At 65.0% G+C, this 14696-nt stretch carries 18 protein-coding genes; 13 read left to right on the top strand and 5 right to left on the bottom strand.

The window, feature by feature from the left end:
- Nucleotides 1-99: 99 nt before the first annotated feature.
- Complete coding sequence (locus tag AC1DYL_RS17435; protein WP_477174143.1) at nucleotides 100-945, top strand: sugar phosphate isomerase/epimerase family protein; 846 nt, start codon at nucleotides 100-102, stop codon at nucleotides 943-945.
- Between the two features lie 217 nt (nucleotides 946-1162).
- Nucleotides 1163-2173, top strand: coding sequence for a lactonase family protein (locus AC1DYL_RS17430; RefSeq protein WP_477174142.1), 1011 nt, complete (start codon nucleotides 1163-1165; stop codon nucleotides 2171-2173).
- A gap of 91 nt (nucleotides 2174-2264) precedes the next feature.
- Here the strand turns inward: AC1DYL_RS17430 and AC1DYL_RS17425 are convergent, their stop codons facing one another.
- Entirely contained in the window at nucleotides 2265-3470 is a 1206-nt protein-coding gene (locus AC1DYL_RS17425; protein WP_477174141.1) for an MFS transporter, read from the bottom strand.
- Nucleotides 3471-3798: 328 nt separating this feature from the next.
- Nucleotides 3799-4788, bottom strand: a complete 990-nt coding sequence (locus AC1DYL_RS17420; protein ID WP_477174140.1) for an NAD-dependent epimerase/dehydratase family protein — start codon at nucleotides 4786-4788, stop codon at nucleotides 3799-3801.
- A 181-nt stretch (nucleotides 4789-4969) separates the two neighbouring features.
- Between AC1DYL_RS17420 and AC1DYL_RS17415 the strand changes: the two genes are divergently transcribed.
- From AC1DYL_RS17415 to AC1DYL_RS17400, 4 genes are all read left to right on the top strand, one after another.
- Nucleotides 4970-5329: a GntR family transcriptional regulator gene (locus AC1DYL_RS17415; protein ID WP_477150630.1), complete on the top strand. Its 360-nt coding sequence runs from the start codon at nucleotides 4970-4972 to the stop codon at nucleotides 5327-5329.
- Nucleotides 5322-6206: an ABC transporter ATP-binding protein gene (locus AC1DYL_RS17410; protein ID WP_477174139.1), complete on the top strand. Its 885-nt coding sequence runs from the start codon at nucleotides 5322-5324 to the stop codon at nucleotides 6204-6206. Before AC1DYL_RS17415 ends, AC1DYL_RS17410 begins: the two co-directional genes overlap by 8 nt.
- Nucleotides 6203-7087 carry a hypothetical protein gene (locus AC1DYL_RS17405; protein WP_477150628.1) on the top strand — a complete coding sequence of 295 codons (885 nt, stop codon included), beginning with the start codon at nucleotides 6203-6205 and terminating at the stop codon, nucleotides 7085-7087. The genes AC1DYL_RS17410 and AC1DYL_RS17405 overlap by 4 nt, the downstream gene beginning before the upstream one ends.
- Before the next feature lie 211 nt (nucleotides 7088-7298).
- Complete coding sequence (locus AC1DYL_RS17400; protein ID WP_477174138.1) at nucleotides 7299-8216, top strand: VOC family protein; 918 nt, start codon at nucleotides 7299-7301, stop codon at nucleotides 8214-8216.
- A gap of 211 nt (nucleotides 8217-8427) precedes the next feature.
- On the opposite strand, the gene AC1DYL_RS17395 is transcribed toward AC1DYL_RS17400, so the two are convergent.
- Nucleotides 8428-9465, bottom strand: a complete 1038-nt coding sequence (locus AC1DYL_RS17395; protein ID WP_477174137.1) for a threonine aldolase family protein — start codon at nucleotides 9463-9465, stop codon at nucleotides 8428-8430.
- A gap of 195 nt (nucleotides 9466-9660) precedes the next feature.
- On the opposite strand from AC1DYL_RS17395, the gene AC1DYL_RS17390 reads away from it, so the two are divergent.
- Nucleotides 9661-10662: a zinc-binding alcohol dehydrogenase family protein gene (locus tag AC1DYL_RS17390; protein WP_477174136.1), complete on the top strand. Its 1002-nt coding sequence runs from the start codon at nucleotides 9661-9663 to the stop codon at nucleotides 10660-10662.
- Nucleotides 10663-10672: 10 nt separating this feature from the next.
- Nucleotides 10673-11173: a hypothetical protein gene (locus AC1DYL_RS17385; RefSeq protein ID WP_477174135.1), complete on the top strand. Its 501-nt coding sequence runs from the start codon at nucleotides 10673-10675 to the stop codon at nucleotides 11171-11173.
- A 6-nt stretch (nucleotides 11174-11179) separates the two neighbouring features.
- Here the strand turns inward: AC1DYL_RS17385 and AC1DYL_RS17380 are convergent, their stop codons facing one another.
- Nucleotides 11180-11389 carry a hypothetical protein gene (locus AC1DYL_RS17380; protein ID WP_477174134.1) on the bottom strand — a complete coding sequence of 70 codons (210 nt, stop codon included), beginning with the start codon at nucleotides 11387-11389 and terminating at the stop codon, nucleotides 11180-11182.
- 103 nt (nucleotides 11390-11492) lie between these two features.
- Between AC1DYL_RS17380 and AC1DYL_RS17375 the strand changes: the two genes are divergently transcribed.
- From AC1DYL_RS17375 to AC1DYL_RS17365, 3 genes are all read left to right on the top strand, one after another.
- The gene (locus AC1DYL_RS17375; RefSeq protein WP_477174133.1) at nucleotides 11493-12035 is read left to right on the top strand and encodes a DUF924 family protein; all 543 of its coding nucleotides are present in this window, start codon (nucleotides 11493-11495) and stop codon (nucleotides 12033-12035) included.
- 136 nt (nucleotides 12036-12171) lie between these two features.
- Nucleotides 12172-12528 (top strand): hypothetical protein, encoded by a 357-nt coding sequence (locus tag AC1DYL_RS17370; RefSeq protein ID WP_477150622.1) that lies wholly within the window; start codon nucleotides 12172-12174, stop codon nucleotides 12526-12528.
- Nucleotides 12529-12629: 101 nt separating this feature from the next.
- The gene (locus AC1DYL_RS17365) at nucleotides 12630-13256 is read left to right on the top strand and encodes a LysE family translocator (protein WP_477150621.1); all 627 of its coding nucleotides are present in this window, start codon (nucleotides 12630-12632) and stop codon (nucleotides 13254-13256) included.
- Nucleotides 13257-13269: 13 nt separating this feature from the next.
- Here the strand turns inward: AC1DYL_RS17365 and AC1DYL_RS17360 are convergent, their stop codons facing one another.
- Nucleotides 13270-13614 (bottom strand): YciI family protein, encoded by a 345-nt coding sequence (locus tag AC1DYL_RS17360; protein WP_477174132.1) that lies wholly within the window; start codon nucleotides 13612-13614, stop codon nucleotides 13270-13272.
- A 249-nt stretch (nucleotides 13615-13863) separates the two neighbouring features.
- Between AC1DYL_RS17360 and AC1DYL_RS17355 the strand changes: the two genes are divergently transcribed.
- Together AC1DYL_RS17355 and AC1DYL_RS17350 are read left to right on the top strand one after the other, a co-directional pair.
- Nucleotides 13864-14211, top strand: coding sequence for a DUF2200 domain-containing protein (locus AC1DYL_RS17355; protein WP_477174131.1), 348 nt, complete (start codon nucleotides 13864-13866; stop codon nucleotides 14209-14211).
- 46 nt (nucleotides 14212-14257) lie between these two features.
- Nucleotides 14258-14695, top strand: coding sequence for a VOC family protein (locus AC1DYL_RS17350; protein ID WP_477174130.1), 438 nt, complete (start codon nucleotides 14258-14260; stop codon nucleotides 14693-14695).
- Nucleotide 14696: the final 1 nt, after the last annotated feature.

Raw genomic sequence — 14696 nt, 5'->3', positions numbered from 1 at the left:
ACCCATCCTGAGATGCCTCAGCGCTCAGCGGTGGTGGAAATACCTCAGGCTGGGCCCCGGCCTGCGCCGGGGTGACCCGGTGGATATAGAGAGATCACCATGAAACTCGGCTTCGACCTCCTCCTCTGGACCACCCACGTCACCGACGAGCACTGGCCCATCATCGAGCGCCTGAAGGCCACCGGCTATGACGGCGTCGAAGTCCCGATGTTCGAAGGCACGCCCGACCACTACGAAAAGCTCGGCCGCCGCCTCCGCGATGTCGGCCTCGGCGCCACCGGCGTCGGCGTCATGGCCGGCGGCAACGCCATCTCCCCCGATTATGTGCAGCGCGCCGGCGCCCTCACGCACCTCAACTGGCTGACCGATTGCACGGCGGCTCTCGGCGCCACGCTCGTCTGCGGCCCGTTCCACCAGCCGCTGGGCGAGTTCTCCGGCCGTGGCCCCACCGCCGATGAGATTGCCTGGTGTGCCGACGTCCACAAACAGGCGGCACAGTACGCCGCGCGGCAGGGCGTGGCGCTGTCTGTCGAGCCGCTCAACCGGTTCGAGTGCTACTTCCTCAACACCATGGAGCAGGCCGCAAGCCTTGTCCGCCGGGTGGACGAGCCGAATTACGGCTACCTGTTCGACACGTTCCACACCAACATCGAGGAAAACTCGGTTCCGCCCCTGATCGCCTCGACCATTGGGCAGATCAACCACGTCCACATCACCGAGAACAACCGCGGCGTCCCCGGCGCCGGCCACATCGATTTCCAGTCGGTGTTCAACGCCCTGAAGCAAGCCGGCTACGACGGCTGGATGACCATCGAAGCCTTCGGCTCCGCCCTCCCGGACCTCGCCGCCGCCACCAAGATCTGGCGCCCGCTGTTTGGCAGCGAAGCCGAGGTGTACGAAAAGGGGTTTCGGCTGATGCGCGAGGGGTGGGACCGGGCGCGCTGACGCGCGACCTCTCATCCGCCCTTCGGGCACCTTCTCCCACAAGGGGAGAAGGCGATCACCTCGGATATCTCAGTCGGTTGCCTTCTCCCCTTGTGGGAGAAGGTGGCGCGTAGCGCCGGATGAGGGGTCGGCAATGCGCAGCATTGCCGCTCTGCGACTGGCCATCGCCGCAAGACTCCCCTAACACTTCCGCCCGCGTATCGAGGAGGAACTGCGTATGACCAAGCTCAACCTGCTGTCCGGATCCTACACCGGCCCGAACGGCGAAGGCTTGAAGCTCTTGAGCTTCGATACCGCCACCGGCACCATTGAGCTCGTCCGCAGCTTCCCCGGCACCCCCGACGTCTCCTGGATCGCCTTCGCGCCATCGACGCGCACCGTCTACGTCACCGACGAGATGGCGGCTATGGTCGGCGCTTTCACGCTCTCGCCCGACCTCGCGAGGGTCACTCCGCTCGGCTACACGCCGACGGGTGCGAACTACCCCTGCTACCTCAGTCTCAGCCCCGACGCGACACGCCTCGCCGTCGCCAATTACGGCGACGACTCGGTGCCCACCTATGCCATCGGCCCCACCGGTACCCTCGCCGCCGGACCGGTCCTCCGCGGCACGCAGGCCCACGACACCGGCCATGCCCACTGGACGCAATGGTCCCCCGAAGGCGATCGCCTCTACAATGTCGATCTCGGCCACGACGAAGTCCGCAGCTTCGCCTACGCCGCTGCGACCGGCACCTTCGGCGGGCCCGAGATGGCTTTCACCACACCCAAGGGTGCCGGCCCGCGCCACCTGGCGTTCCACCCCAACGGCAAGTTCGCCTACCTGTTCACCGAATACGCCCAGACCCTGACCGCGCTCGCCCGCGAACCCGGCGGCAAGCTCACAGAGCTCAACACGCTCTCGGCGCTCCCCGCCGACTTCAAGGGCGAGTCGACCGGCGCGCACATCCAGATCAATCCGGCCGGCACCATCGCCTACGTCTCGAACCGCGGCCACAACTCGATCACTGCCTTCGCCATCGCCACCGACGGCCGCATCAGCCTCAAACAGAACATCCCCTGCGGGGGCAACTGGCCGCGCTTCTTCCTTCTTCTGGAAAACCACCTGATCGTCGCCAACCAGGAGAGCGAAGACCTGGTGGTGTTTGATGTGGGAGCCGATGGAACGCTGACCGCGACGGGTACGGTGTTCAAGCTGCAGAAGCCGGTGGCTCTGCTGCAGATCTAGCCAAAGCACCAGCCTCTCCTGATCCTCCCCCGCGAGGCGGGGGACCAGCGAAGCTGGTGGAGGGGGCGGCCCAGCCCTCGGGCGCCACCCCTCACCGAACCCTGTGCTGCATCTCCGGCAGGAACACCGTCAGCAATCCCGCCAGCGGCAGGAACGAGCATAGCCAGAACACGTACTGGATCCCCGCCACGTCGGCGAGCGCCCCGAGCGCCGCAGCCGCAATCCCGCCCGCCCCGAACGCAAAGCCGAAGAAGATCCCGGCGATCATCCCCACCCGGCCCGGCAGCAGTTCCTGCGCGAACACCACGATGGCCGAGAATGCCGACGAGAAGATCAGCCCGATCAGCACCGTCAGGATTACCGTCCACGTCAGGTCCGCGTAGGGCAGGGCGAGCGTGAACGGCAGCACGCCGAGGATCGAGAACCAGATGACGAATTTCGCGCCGAAGCGGTCGCCAATCGGCCCGCCCAGGAACACCCCGACCGCCGAGGCGCCGAGATAGACGAACAGCAACAGTTGCGCGTCCTGCACCCCGACCTGGAACTTGTCGATCAGGAAGAACGTGTAGTAGCTCGAAAGCCCCGCCATATAGGCGTTCTTGGTCAGCGTCAGCACCGTCAGCACGATGAGCGCGATCGCCGTCGTCCGCCTGTCAAACAGCAGCGTCGTGCTCGCGGGCGCCTTGCCGGCATTGGCCTTGCGGTGCGCCGCGTACCAGTTGCCGACGCGCCACAAGATGAAGATGCCCAGCAGCGAGCCCACCGCGAACCAGCTGACGCTCGATTGCCCGCGCGGCAACACGATGAACGCCGCCAGCAGCGGCCCGATCGCCGAGCCGAGATTGCCGCCCACCTGGAACAGCGATTGCGCCAAGCCGTGCCGTCCACCCGACGCCAGCCGCGCCACGCGCGAACTCTCCGGATGGAAGATCGCCGAGCCGAGCCCGACGAACGCCGAGCCGAGCAGCAGCAGCCAGTAGCTCTGCGCGAACCCGAGGATGATGAGGCCGACAAGGCTCGACGCCATGCCGACCGGCAGCGAATAGGGCAGGGGCCGCTTGTCGGTGTACATGCCGATCGCCGGCTGCAGCAGCGACGCGGTGCACTGGAAGGTGAAGGTCAATAGCCCGATCTGCACGAAATCGAGGCCGTAATTCTCCTTGAGGATCGGATAGATCGCGGTCAGCAGCGACTGCATCACGTCGTTGATCAAGTGGCAGACCGACACCGCGACGATGATCGAGAGCGTGGTCTTGCTGGCGATCGAAGTCGCCGGTGCCGAAGCTGTGGCCGTCAATTTGGGAATCCGAAAATCGAAGGTGGGCCGGCTCAGGTCGAGCCGAAAGCAATACTTGCCTCTAACATGTCAGTGCCGGCGAGTCGTTAGCACTCAAGCGATTTTCCGTTCGGTTGGGCGTCGCTTTCTGTTGTTGGGCACCGTCTCGCCACCCCACCGGCCGTCATCCCGGCGAAAGCCGGGACCCACTGCTCGGACGATTGGGTCGGCACGAACCTATCCGGTCCATCACAGCAAGGTCGGCGCGATTGTATTGGTGGAGCGCTCAGCGCACTGGGTCCCGGCTTTCGCCGGGATGACGGCCGGAGGTTGTGGCGAGGTCAAGCTACTAGCTCCGCCACCCCCGAAACCACTCCACAAACGCCCGCACCCCATCTTCCACATTCGTCCCCGGCACTTCTCCGATCAGCGCCCGCAGCAACCTCACATCCGCCGCCGTCTCGGTCACATCCCCCGGCTGCATCGGCAGCAGTTCCTTGTTTGCCTCGCGCCCCATCGCCGCTTCGATCGCCGTAACGAACCGCATCAGCTCCACCGGCCGCCCGCCCGCGATGTTCACCACCCGCCACGGTGCCACCGGTGACAGCGAGTCCCCCGCCACCGGTGCGCCCACTACCGGCACCGTGCCGATCAACCGCCCCACCGCCGCCACCACGTCCTCGACATAAGTAAAGTCCCGCCGCATCCGCCCCTCGCCGTAGATGCTGATCGGCTCACCCTTGGCGATCGCCTCGGCAAACTTGAACAGCGCCATGTCCGGCCGCCCCCACGGCCCATAGACCGTGAAGAACCGCAAACACGTCGTCGGCACGCCGAACAGGTGGGCATACGAATGGCTCATCGCCTCCGTCGCCTTCTTGGTCGCCGCATAAAGCGACACGGGCCGGTCGGTCATATCCGTCTCGCGCGAGGGTTTCCCCGCCATGCCGTAGACCGAACTCGAAGACGCGATCAGCAGGTGCTTGGGCGGCGTCCGCCGTGCCGCCTCGAGAATGGCGAGCGTCCCCGTTACGTTGCTGTCGGTATAGCCTCGCGGCGCCTCGAGGCTGTAGCGCACCCCCGCCTGTGCCGCGAGATGCACCACCACCTCCGGCGCATTGGCGAACGCCGCCGCCACCGCCGCTTCGTCCTCCAGCCGCCCGATCACTGTCCGAAACCGCGCCTCGGCCTCCAGGATCGCATGCCGCTGCTGCTTCAGCCGCACGTCGTAATACGGCGTCAGCGCATCGAGCCCGATCACCTCGTGCCCCTCGGCCAATAGCCGCCGGGCGAGGTGAAAGCCGATGAACCCCGCACTGCCGGTGATCAGAATGCGCACGTCGCCCCCCAGAAACCGCCGGTGACACAAGGCGTTATTGTCGCGGCGCTGTCGAAACTACGCGCTCCGGATCGACAATGCCAAGAGTGTGACCAAGACGTCAGAAGCCCACCCTTGAAGATTCCGCTTGCGCCACCGAAATGGTGTGCTACATAACTAGCACACTACCAAGGCATCACGCATGAGCCAATTCAACGACAGCCAGCCGATCTTCGTTCAGATCGGCGAAAGGATTGCCGACATGATCCTGAGCAAAACCGCCAAGGAGGGCGAGGCGCTTCCTTCCGTGCGCCAGATCTCCGCCGATCTCTCGGTCAACCCGTTGACCGTCACCCGCGCTTACCAGTCGCTCGTCGATATCGGCGTCGTCGAGTCACGCCGCGGCATGGGCATGTTCGTGGCCGAAGGCGGCCATCAGCGGCTGCTCGCCCACGAGCGCCAGAAATTTCTGACCGAGGAATGGCCGCGCGTCATGGCGCGCATGGCGGCCCTCGATCTCGATCCCAATCAACTGTTGAAGCAAGGCGGTAAAGATGAATGATCTGGCTCAAACCACAGCTGCTCCGATCGTCTCGGCGCGCGGCCTCAAGAAGCATTTCGGCCGCACCGAAATCCTCCACGGGCTCGATTTCGATATCCCAGCCGGCCGCATCTATGGGCTCGTCGGTCACAATGGCGCCGGCAAAACCACCACGCTGAACGCGCTGCTCGGCCTCACCTCCTACGAGGGCACCGTGCGTGTCCTCGGCGAGGATCCGTACCAGAAGCGCGCCTCGCTGATGAAGAACGTCGCCTTCATCTCCGATGTCGCGAGCCTGCCGCGGTTCCTGAGGGTGCGCGAACTGTTCGCGCTCCTCACCAATATCCATCCCAACTTCGATCAGGCGAAGGCCCGCGGCTTCCTCGAGGGCACCGACGTCAAGATGGAAGCGCGGATCAAGAACCTTTCGAAGGGCATGATCGCCCAGCTCCACCTCGCCGTGGTGATGGCGATCGATGCCAAGCTGCTGGTCCTCGACGAGCCGACCCTCGGCCTCGACATCACCTATCGCAAGCGCTTCTACCGGCGCCTGCTCGAGGACTACATGACCGAAGAGCGCACGCTCCTCATCACCACCCACCAGGTCGATGAGATCGAGTTCATGCTCTCCGACATCATGTTCATCCGCGATGGCGACCTGATCCTCCACATGCAGATGGAAACGGTCAGCACCAAGTTCAGTCAGGTGCTCGTCCGTCCTGAACAGGTTCCCGCCGCCACGGCGCTCGGCCCGATCTACAGCGAAACCCGATTCGGCCAGACCGCGATGGTCTTCGATGGCGTCGATCGCGACCGGCTCGCCAAGTTCGGCGATGTTTCCACCCCAACTCTCAGCGACCTGTTCGTCGCCCTCATGCAGCGCGGTCCCGCCAAATGAAGTCTCTCGTTGCCCTCATCAAGCGCGAGTATCTCGAGCACCGCGGCGCGTTCTTCTACGCCCCGGCCTTGATCCTCGGCATCATGACGCTGATGCTCGTGCTCGGCATCGCCTCCAACCGCTTCCAGCTGCACCAGGAGATCGGCGTTCCCTCCGCGCTGAAGTTCTTCGAGTTCGGCTTCCTCGCAGTCGGCCTGCTCTGGTGCATGTATCTGCTCGCGGCGCTGTTCTTCTACTACGCCGATGCCTTCAGCGCCGATCGCCGGAACAACGCCATGCTGTTCTGGAAGTCGATGCCGGTCACCGATTTCAAGATGCTGGCCTCGAAGTCGCTCGCCGGCATGACCATCCTGCCGGCGATGATCTTCGGTGCGTACCTGCTCACCGGCGTCCTGATCTACGTCGTCACCATGGTCACTGCGCTGATGCTGCCGAGGCTCGGCGTGCCCAGCGTCTTCGAATTCCTCTGGAGTGCCATACAAATCGGCGGCTTCGCGTTCGTCTGCCTTGTCACCGCGCTGCTCTGGTATGCCCCGTTCTTCGCCTGGGTCGGCGCGCTCTCGACGGTATTCCGCCGCTGGTCGATCCCGCTCGCCTTCCTGATCCCGGGGCTCATCGGCCTCGCCGAGAACCTGGTCATCGGCGACAACGGTCCGCGCGCCGGCTACTTCCTGACCTATCTGGGCGAGCGGCTGAAGTTCGGCACCGACAACATGCAGTTTGAGGCGACCGTCTTCAACGACGCCGCGTTCAACGCCTCGGTGATGATCCCGCGCTTCCTCGCCGGTGTGGATTGGTCCCAACTGGTCGGCGGCCTCATCGTCGCAGCCCTCCTCGTCTACGCCGCCAGCGAATACCGCCGTCGCACCGTCGCAACCTGAAGCCCATATCGTGCCACAACGTCTCCCTCCCCCGTGCGGGGAGGGATCAAGGGTGGGGGTGTCCTACGCTCCAAAGGTCGGCAATCCCCACCCCACGCCCATTGATTATTGCATTTCAGTATCGACTGTTCGCCCCCGCGACCACATTGGCTTGCCGGGCCGCATCATCCATATCAGGGTCAATCCAATGGTTCTTTTGCGAGACCCCATCATGATCACAGTCGAATCCCAGGTCAGCGTCCGCTCCACACCCACGCTGCCGCTTGCCACTCACCTCGGTCCGGTCCGCATCGCCGTCACCGATCGCGACAAGGCGCTCGCCGTCTGGCGCGATGTCGTCGGCCTCGAGCTCATCTCGGAGGACGCCGAAGCCCTGCACCTGGGCGCTGCCGGCCGCGAGCTGATCACCCTCGAGCTCGGCGCCAACAACCCATTCCCCGATCGCACGCTCGGCCTCTACCACGTCGCCATTCACGTCCCGAACCGCAAGACGCTGGCCGAGATGGTGGTGCGCGCGCTCACCCGCCGCGTCCGTATCTCGCCCACCGATCACCTGGTCTCCGAGGCGATCTACCTGTGGGACTACGACAATAACGGCATCGAGATCACCTTCGAGACCCCCTGGCGCGGCCGCATCGGCACTGCCGAGGAGGGCGTCTACGTACGCACCATCGACGGCTCGCCCCATTCCGGCCGCGAGGCCATCGATGTCGACGACCTGCTCGCCGAACTCGATGACGTCAACAGCGTCCCGGCGCTGATGCCCGCCGGCACCCGCATCGGCCATATCCACCTGCACGTGAACGATCTCGAGCAGGCCATGCACTTCTACCGCGACGGCCTCGGCTTCGGCGGCCTGTTCATCATGCGCCGCTTCGGCATGGGCGACCTCGGCCTCGACTACCCGCCCCACACCATCGCCTTCAACGTCTGGGCCGGCCCCAACGCGGCGCAGGCCCCGAAGGGCACGGCAGGCTTGCGGTGGTTCCATGTGGTGGTGCCGGACCAGGCGGCGTTGGATGCGGTCCGCACGAGGCTGGCTGCCATCAACGCCGCATCGACCGACACGAATGAGGGTCTCGAGACCAAGGACCCGGCAGGAAATCTGTTGAAGGTCGTCATCGGCTAACCGATCCACCGGCCCCCATCTCCCCCTTGGCGGGGGAGAAAGCGAAAACTTGGGCTTAGCCCTTCGCTAAGCCTTAGATTTCGCAAGAGAGGGGGTGTGGAGCCAACGTGCCTTCCAGGATCCCCTCTCTTGCAATTTCTAGGACTTAGCCAAGAAGCTAAGCCCAAAAGATCGCTTTCTCTCCCGCTGGGGGAGAGATGAAGAGGGGTTGCTAAAGCACCCCCAAAAACCCCTCGACCTCATCCTCGGTCGTCGCCCAGCTGGTCACCAACCGCACCAGCACCTCGTCCGCCCCCGGCCGCTCCGCCAGTGCCTCCGCCGGCCACTCATGCGCCGCGCCACCCGCCGCCCGCAGCCGCCCCAGCGCCGCCTTCGAGATCACCGCGAACACCTCGTTGATCCGGCTCTCCCATCCCAGCCGCGCCACATGGCTCGCCCGCAACCCAACCCGCAGCCGCTCCGCCATCCCGTTGGCATGGGTCGCCCAGCGCAGCCAGTTGCCATCCTGGAGATACCCCTCGAACTGCGCCGCCACGAACCGCGCCTTCGAGAACGTGTGCCCCGCCCGCTGCCGTCGCGCCTCGAAATCCCCCAGCAGCCCTGGCGTGAACACCACGATCGCCTCCGCCGCCCAGCAGCCGTTCTTCGTCGCCCCGAACGACAGGAAATCCACCCCCGCCTTCCAGGTCAGCTCCGCCGGCGTCACCCCGAGCGCCGCCACCGCGTTGCCGAACCGAGCTCCATCCATATGCACCTTCAGCCCGCGCGCCCGAGCGATTCCCGCCAGCGCCGCCACCTGATCCACTGCGTAAACCGTGCCCCATTCCGTCGCGTTGGTGAGGCTCACCGCCACCGGCACGCTCCTCCCGCCCTCCGGGTGCTTGCCCAACGCTGCCTCGAACGCCCCAGCGTCGATCATCCCCAGCGGACTCTGCACCGGGATCAGCTTCATCCCGCCCGACTGGAACTCCGTCGCGCCGCTCTCGTCAGCGTAGACATGCGCATCCTCGGCGCAGAACACCACGCCGCCCGGCCGGCTCAGCGCCGCCAGGCCCAGCGAGTTCGATGCCGTCCCCGTCGCCGTGAACCACACCTCGACCTCGCGCTCGAACAGCTCCGAAAACCGCCGCGTCACGCTGAGGCTCAGCGGGTCCCCGCCATAGGCCGGCGAGAACCCCTGATTGTGCCGCGCCAACGCCGCCATCACCTCGGGCGTCGCCCCCGCCCAGTTATCGCTCGCAAAATTCACGCTGAAACACCCCGATAAATTGCGCCACGCTGCTAGCACACCGCCCTCTCAGTCGGCCATCGCCCCCTTGCGGGGGAGAAAGCGATTTCTTCGGCATTGCCCTTCGCCAAGCCTTGGAAACCGAAAGGGGGGGGACTTTTTGCGTACTGGAGTCTCAGCCCCGCGCCGCTATGATTGCCCCCAATAGGAGACCCCATGCGAGCTATATCCTGCACCGCGCCCGAACAGCTGGCGCTGATTGACATCGACCGCCCCGAACTGAAGCCCGGCTGGGTCCGCGTCGCCATCCGCCACATCGGCATCTGCGGCACCGATTACCATATCTTCGAAGGCAACTTCCCCTTCTTCGAATACCCGCGCGTCATCGGCCACGAGCTCTCGGGCACCGTCGTCGATCCCAACGGCGAAGCCTTCGCCGCCGGCGATCCCGTCGTCATCAACCCCTATCTCAACTGCGGCCACTGTCCCGCCTGCCTCGAAGGCCGCGCCAATTGCTGCGAGACCCTCAAGGTCATCGGCGTCCACGCCCCCGGTGGCATGGCCGAAGAAATCGTCATGCCGGCCAGCAACCTCTATCCCGCTGACGGCCTTAGCCTGCGCGATGCCGCCATGGTCGAGTTCCTCGCCATCGGCGCCCACGCCATCCGTCGCACCACCGAACTGAAGCCGGGCTCGCGCGCCCTGGTCGTCGGGTCCGGCCCCATCGGCCTCGGCGTCGCCTTCTTTGCACAAATCGCCGGCGCCGATGTCACCGTGGTCGATGCCGCGCCCGACAAGATTGAGGCCACCCGCGCGCTGGGCTTCCGCACCTTCTCTCCCGCCGAGCTCGAAGGCGCCGAATTCACCGCCATCAAGGCCAGCGGCTTCGACGCGGTGTTCGATTCCACCGGCTCGATCCGCGCCATGAATGCCTCGCTGCTCCATACCCGCAACGGCGGCGCCTACACCCTGGTCGGTGTCATCAAGGGTGACCTGGTCTTCCCCGACAGCGAAGTGCACCGGCGCGAGCTCACCATCCGCGGCTCCCGCAACGCCATCCGCGCCGATTTCGAGCACGTCATGGCCTCGATCCGCGCCGGCCAGGTCCCCACCGACAAGCTGGCGACGCACGCCACCACCATGGACCGCGTCCCCGAAGACATGCCCATCTGGGCCCACGACCGCACCGGCGTCATCAAGGCGATCGTCACGGTATAGGGCGGGAGTCATGGGCGTCGACGAGAACCTGAGAAAGGCCTACGCAGAGAGCCAACAGTTACATCGCGCGACCTTTCCATCGCTCGATGGTGCAGCATCGCTGATCAAGCTCTACGGCGATGTTCCGTCGTTCCACGATGCCGAGGTGACCGACCTTAACCTGCGGGCATCTGGTGGGAGCACCATTCGCGTTAGCAACCTGTTTCCGTCGATCTTCGATGCGGGCCACGTTTTCGTTACGTTCGAGATCGCGCGGCTGATCGACATTGTTCTCGACGGCTTCAACCACAAGCAGAACGTTCTGGGCGGCCTTCACGTTCGTCCCGCCCGCTTCGACCCGAAACGCTATCCGCTCCACGGCACCGACCTGGAGCCTGGCGACCTCGAGATCGAACTGGATTCGATTCTGGGAATTGGCGGCACGCTTATCTGCCGCGCGGTCAAGGTCAGCTGGACCATGGACCGGCGCGCACGCGAGGCGATGAAGCGACCCGACTTGTTGGGCCAGTAACCGGTCTCAGCTCCGGTTGATCATCCTCGGCGTCACGTCCAGCTCGATCTCTTCCATCCCGAGCAGCCGCGCTACCACTTCCGGCGAGTCCTTCACCACATGCACGCCCGACACCGTGTCCACCTTGGTGTCGCGCAGCCCCTTCACCACCGCCACCACGTGTTCGGGGTTGATGTAGATGGTGCCTTCCGGCGTATCGAGCTTCACGAGGCGCATAAGAGTCTCCTGCGTCGGACCTGCATAACCGATGCGGATGCGGCCGGGTGACATTGTGCCCGATGCATGGGAAATGAAGCGTGAACCCGGAGACTCGCACGCCATGATATCCCCCGATGAAATCCTCAACTTCTGGTTTGTCGAGCACGGCGAGCCCGACTGGTTCGGCGGCAAGCCCGAGTTCGACGCGGTCCTCGCCAGTCGCTTCAGCGACACCTATGCCGCCGTCGCCCGCGGCGAAGCCGCCTGGTGGCGCCAGACCCCATCCGGCCGCCTCGCCGAGATTGTCGTCCTCGATCAGTTCTGCCGCCAGCTGCACCGCAAGCAGCCCGAAGCCTTCGCCTCCGACCCCATGGCGTTGCGCCTCGCGCAGGAAGCCGTGGCCACCGGCGACGACATGCGCGTCGAGCCGCGCCGCCGCACCTTCATCTACATGCCCTACATGCATTCCGAAGATCTCGCCGTGCACGACGAGGCCATCCGCCTGTTCGAGCGCCTCGGCGACGAAGGCACCCTCAAATACGAGATCCTCCACCGCGATTGCATCGCCCGCTTCGGCCGCTATCCCCGCCGCAACGCCGCCCTCGGCCGCATCTCCACCCCCGAGGAGATCGAGTACATCAACTCCGGCGACGGCATGTTCTGATCCTCGACGCAGTCTGCAAAGTCATAATACGACTTATGAATATCCACTGAACCGGCGGGTCCATATCGGTTCAGCCGGAGGCCGCTAGTCCTCTCTCACCCGCAGGCAACAGGTGCCTGCTTCATGGAGTGGACCAATGTTTGCACGTCTCAACAGCTTCGCCCGCCCGGCCTTCGCCGCCCTCGCCCTCTCGCTGGTCGCCGTCTCGGCGCCCTCGGCTATGGCCGGCGGGCTGCAGGAAAAACCCATCCTCCAGGAGCACGACGACTACGACGATTACGACTGCCAGAGCGTCAAGCAGGCGGTCCGTTACCTGAAGAAGCGCAACTACAAGATGATCGAGAAGCTCGAAAAGGAAGCGGAGGAGGGCATCTACCTGTTCTCCGCCAAGAAGAAGAACTCTGAGCACGTCTTCGTACCCTACTACATCACCTACGACGCCTGTGATCGCGAGATTGTCAGCCGCACGCCGATCAAGGAAGAAAAGATGTAAGGGCCGCTGGCCACACTCAAGACCACCCCCACGCCCCGCCCGGCTTGACCCGGCGGGGCAACTCCCGTTCAACTCGCCCGGTTCATCCGCGCGAGGCCCCCATGGACCACTTCCTCCCCCTCTTCGCCATTCTGGGCGCGCTGCTGCTCGGCGCCATCAGCCCCGGTCCCAGCTTCGTCTTCGTCGTCCGCACCGCGGTCGCCCAGTCGCGCAACGAGGGCCTCGCGGCCGCGCTCGGCATGGGGGTAGGGGCCATGCTCTACGGCGCGCTCGCCGTGCTCGGCCTCCGCACCCTGATGGCCGATGGCGGCCTGCTCTTCACTGCGCTGAAAGTCGCCGGCGGGCTCTACCTGCTCTATCTCGCCTGGAAGATCTGGAGCCACGCCAAGGACCCCATCACCGTCGAAACCGGCGGCGGCGCCGCCGCCAACCCGCGCAAGGCCTTCACCTTCGGCCTGCTCACCCAGCTCTCCAATCCCAAGATCGTCGCCGTGTTCGGCGCCGTCTTCGCCGCGCTCCTCCCGGCCAACCCCGAGCCCTGGCTCTACTGGGCCCTGCCACCGCTGATCTTCCTGCAGGAAACGCTGTGGTACGCCGTCGTCGCAGTGGCCTTCTCGGCATCGAGGCCCCGTGCCATCTACCTCAACGCCAAACTCTGGGTCGATCGTGCCGCCGCCGCCTTCATCGGCGTGCTCGGGGTGCGGCTGATCATCGAGTCACGCGTCTAGAGCCCAGGCCGGGTCAGCCTCGGCCGAACGCGCGCACCTCGACCGGCGCCCGGCAGGCGATCGCGGCCTTGCGCCCCCACTCCAGCGCCGCGTCCTGGTCGGCGACTTCCAGCACCCAGAAACCGCCGACGTGCTCCTTGCTCTCGATGTACGGCCCGTCCGTGACGAGCACCTCCCCGGGCGCCCTCACCCGCAGCGATTTTGCGCTGCTGGGCGGCTCCAGCCCACCAACGAAAACCCTGACGCCGGCGGCGATCATTTCCTCGTTGAGCGCACTGATGTCAGCACGCGTCGCCGGGTCTTCGGCGGCCGAGTCGTAATCGTCGGGCAGGTGAATAGCGACCAGATACTGCGTCATGTCTGTCTCCTCGAACTCGCTTCGGGCAGGCCAATCGCCCTACGTTCACACACAGTCGAACGGCCGGGGTGAAATTCGACAGGTCCACGAAACTTCCCGGCCACGATTTCTTCCACCCCATCGACTGGGCAAATCTGGGTCAAGCGGGCACACTGCTGATGACGAACGGATGTGAAGTATCCGCGGATCGCGGCAACACTCTATCGAGGGCAAGGTCGGCTTGTTCGAGCTGGCGGCCCTGGAGGCCCCATGAACCATCGCGTCTATGGCATCAGCGTCGCGAGCGTCTATCCGCTCTATATCGCCAAGGCCGAAAAGAAGGGGCGCACCAAGGCCGAGGTTGACCAGATCCTCTGCTGGCTGACCGGCCACACCCAGCAGACGCTGGAAGATGTGATGGCGAACGGGACGAACCTCGAAACCTTCTTCGCCTCGGCCCCGCAACTGAACCCCGCCCGCTCGCTGATCATCGGCGTCATCTGCGGCGTCCGCGTCGAAAACATCGAGGAGCCGACCATGCGCGAGATCCGCTACATGGACAAACTCATCGACGAGCTCGCCAAGGGCAAGGCGATGGAGAAGATCCTCAGGGCCTAGCTTCCCCCTGAACTTACGCCCAGACGACACCTCGGAGATCGGACCCATGGCGCTCAAACGGATGGACAACGTAGGCATCGTCGTCGATGACCTCGAAGCCACGATTGAGTTCTTTCGCGAGCTCGGCCTCGAGCTGGAAGGCCGGGCCACCATCGAGGGAGAATGGGCCGGACGTGTCACCGGACTGGGCGACCAGCACGTCGAGGTTGCCATGATGCGCACGCCGGACGCCCACAGCCGGCTCGAGCTATCCCGCTTCCTCAGGCCGCCTGTCGTCGCCGATCACCGCAACGCCCCGGTCAACGCCCTGGGCTATCTCCGCGTCATGTTCGCCATCGATGACATCGACGCAACGCTCGAAAAGCTCCGAAAACGCGGCGCTGAGCTCGTCGGCGAAGTCGTCAACTACCAGGACGTCTATCGCCTCTGCTACATCCGCGGCCCCGGCGGGCTGCTCATCGGACTCGCCGAGGAACTCGGCTGAG

The organism is Devosia sp. P1_H9 (assembly GCF_056405135.1).
The sequence above is the reverse complement of the archived record's forward strand: the minus strand, read 5'-3'. Positions and strand labels throughout refer to the sequence as shown.

Coding starts and splice junctions, on each gene's coding strand:
- AC1DYL_RS17435 (WP_477174143.1), top strand. CDS start 100: ATGAAACTCGGCTTCGACCTCCTCCTCTGGACCACCCACGTCACCGAC.
- AC1DYL_RS17430 (WP_477174142.1), top strand. CDS start 1,163: ATGACCAAGCTCAACCTGCTGTCCGGATCCTACACCGGCCCGAACGGC.
- AC1DYL_RS17415 (WP_477150630.1), top strand. CDS start 4,970: ATGAGCCAATTCAACGACAGCCAGCCGATCTTCGTTCAGATCGGCGAA.
- AC1DYL_RS17410 (WP_477174139.1), top strand. CDS start 5,322: ATGAATGATCTGGCTCAAACCACAGCTGCTCCGATCGTCTCGGCGCGC.
- AC1DYL_RS17405 (WP_477150628.1), top strand. CDS start 6,203: ATGAAGTCTCTCGTTGCCCTCATCAAGCGCGAGTATCTCGAGCACCGC.
- AC1DYL_RS17400 (WP_477174138.1), top strand. CDS start 7,299: ATGATCACAGTCGAATCCCAGGTCAGCGTCCGCTCCACACCCACGCTG.
- AC1DYL_RS17390 (WP_477174136.1), top strand. CDS start 9,661: ATGCGAGCTATATCCTGCACCGCGCCCGAACAGCTGGCGCTGATTGAC.
- AC1DYL_RS17385 (WP_477174135.1), top strand. CDS start 10,673: ATGGGCGTCGACGAGAACCTGAGAAAGGCCTACGCAGAGAGCCAACAG.
- AC1DYL_RS17380 (WP_477174134.1), bottom strand. CDS start 11,389: ATGCGCCTCGTGAAGCTCGATACGCCGGAAGGCACCATCTACATCAAC.
- AC1DYL_RS17375 (WP_477174133.1), top strand. CDS start 11,493: ATGATATCCCCCGATGAAATCCTCAACTTCTGGTTTGTCGAGCACGGC.
- AC1DYL_RS17370 (WP_477150622.1), top strand. CDS start 12,172: ATGTTTGCACGTCTCAACAGCTTCGCCCGCCCGGCCTTCGCCGCCCTC.
- AC1DYL_RS17365 (WP_477150621.1), top strand. CDS start 12,630: ATGGACCACTTCCTCCCCCTCTTCGCCATTCTGGGCGCGCTGCTGCTC.
- AC1DYL_RS17360 (WP_477174132.1), bottom strand. CDS start 13,614: ATGACGCAGTATCTGGTCGCTATTCACCTGCCCGACGATTACGACTCG.
- AC1DYL_RS17355 (WP_477174131.1), top strand. CDS start 13,864: ATGAACCATCGCGTCTATGGCATCAGCGTCGCGAGCGTCTATCCGCTC.
- AC1DYL_RS17350 (WP_477174130.1), top strand. CDS start 14,258: ATGGCGCTCAAACGGATGGACAACGTAGGCATCGTCGTCGATGACCTC.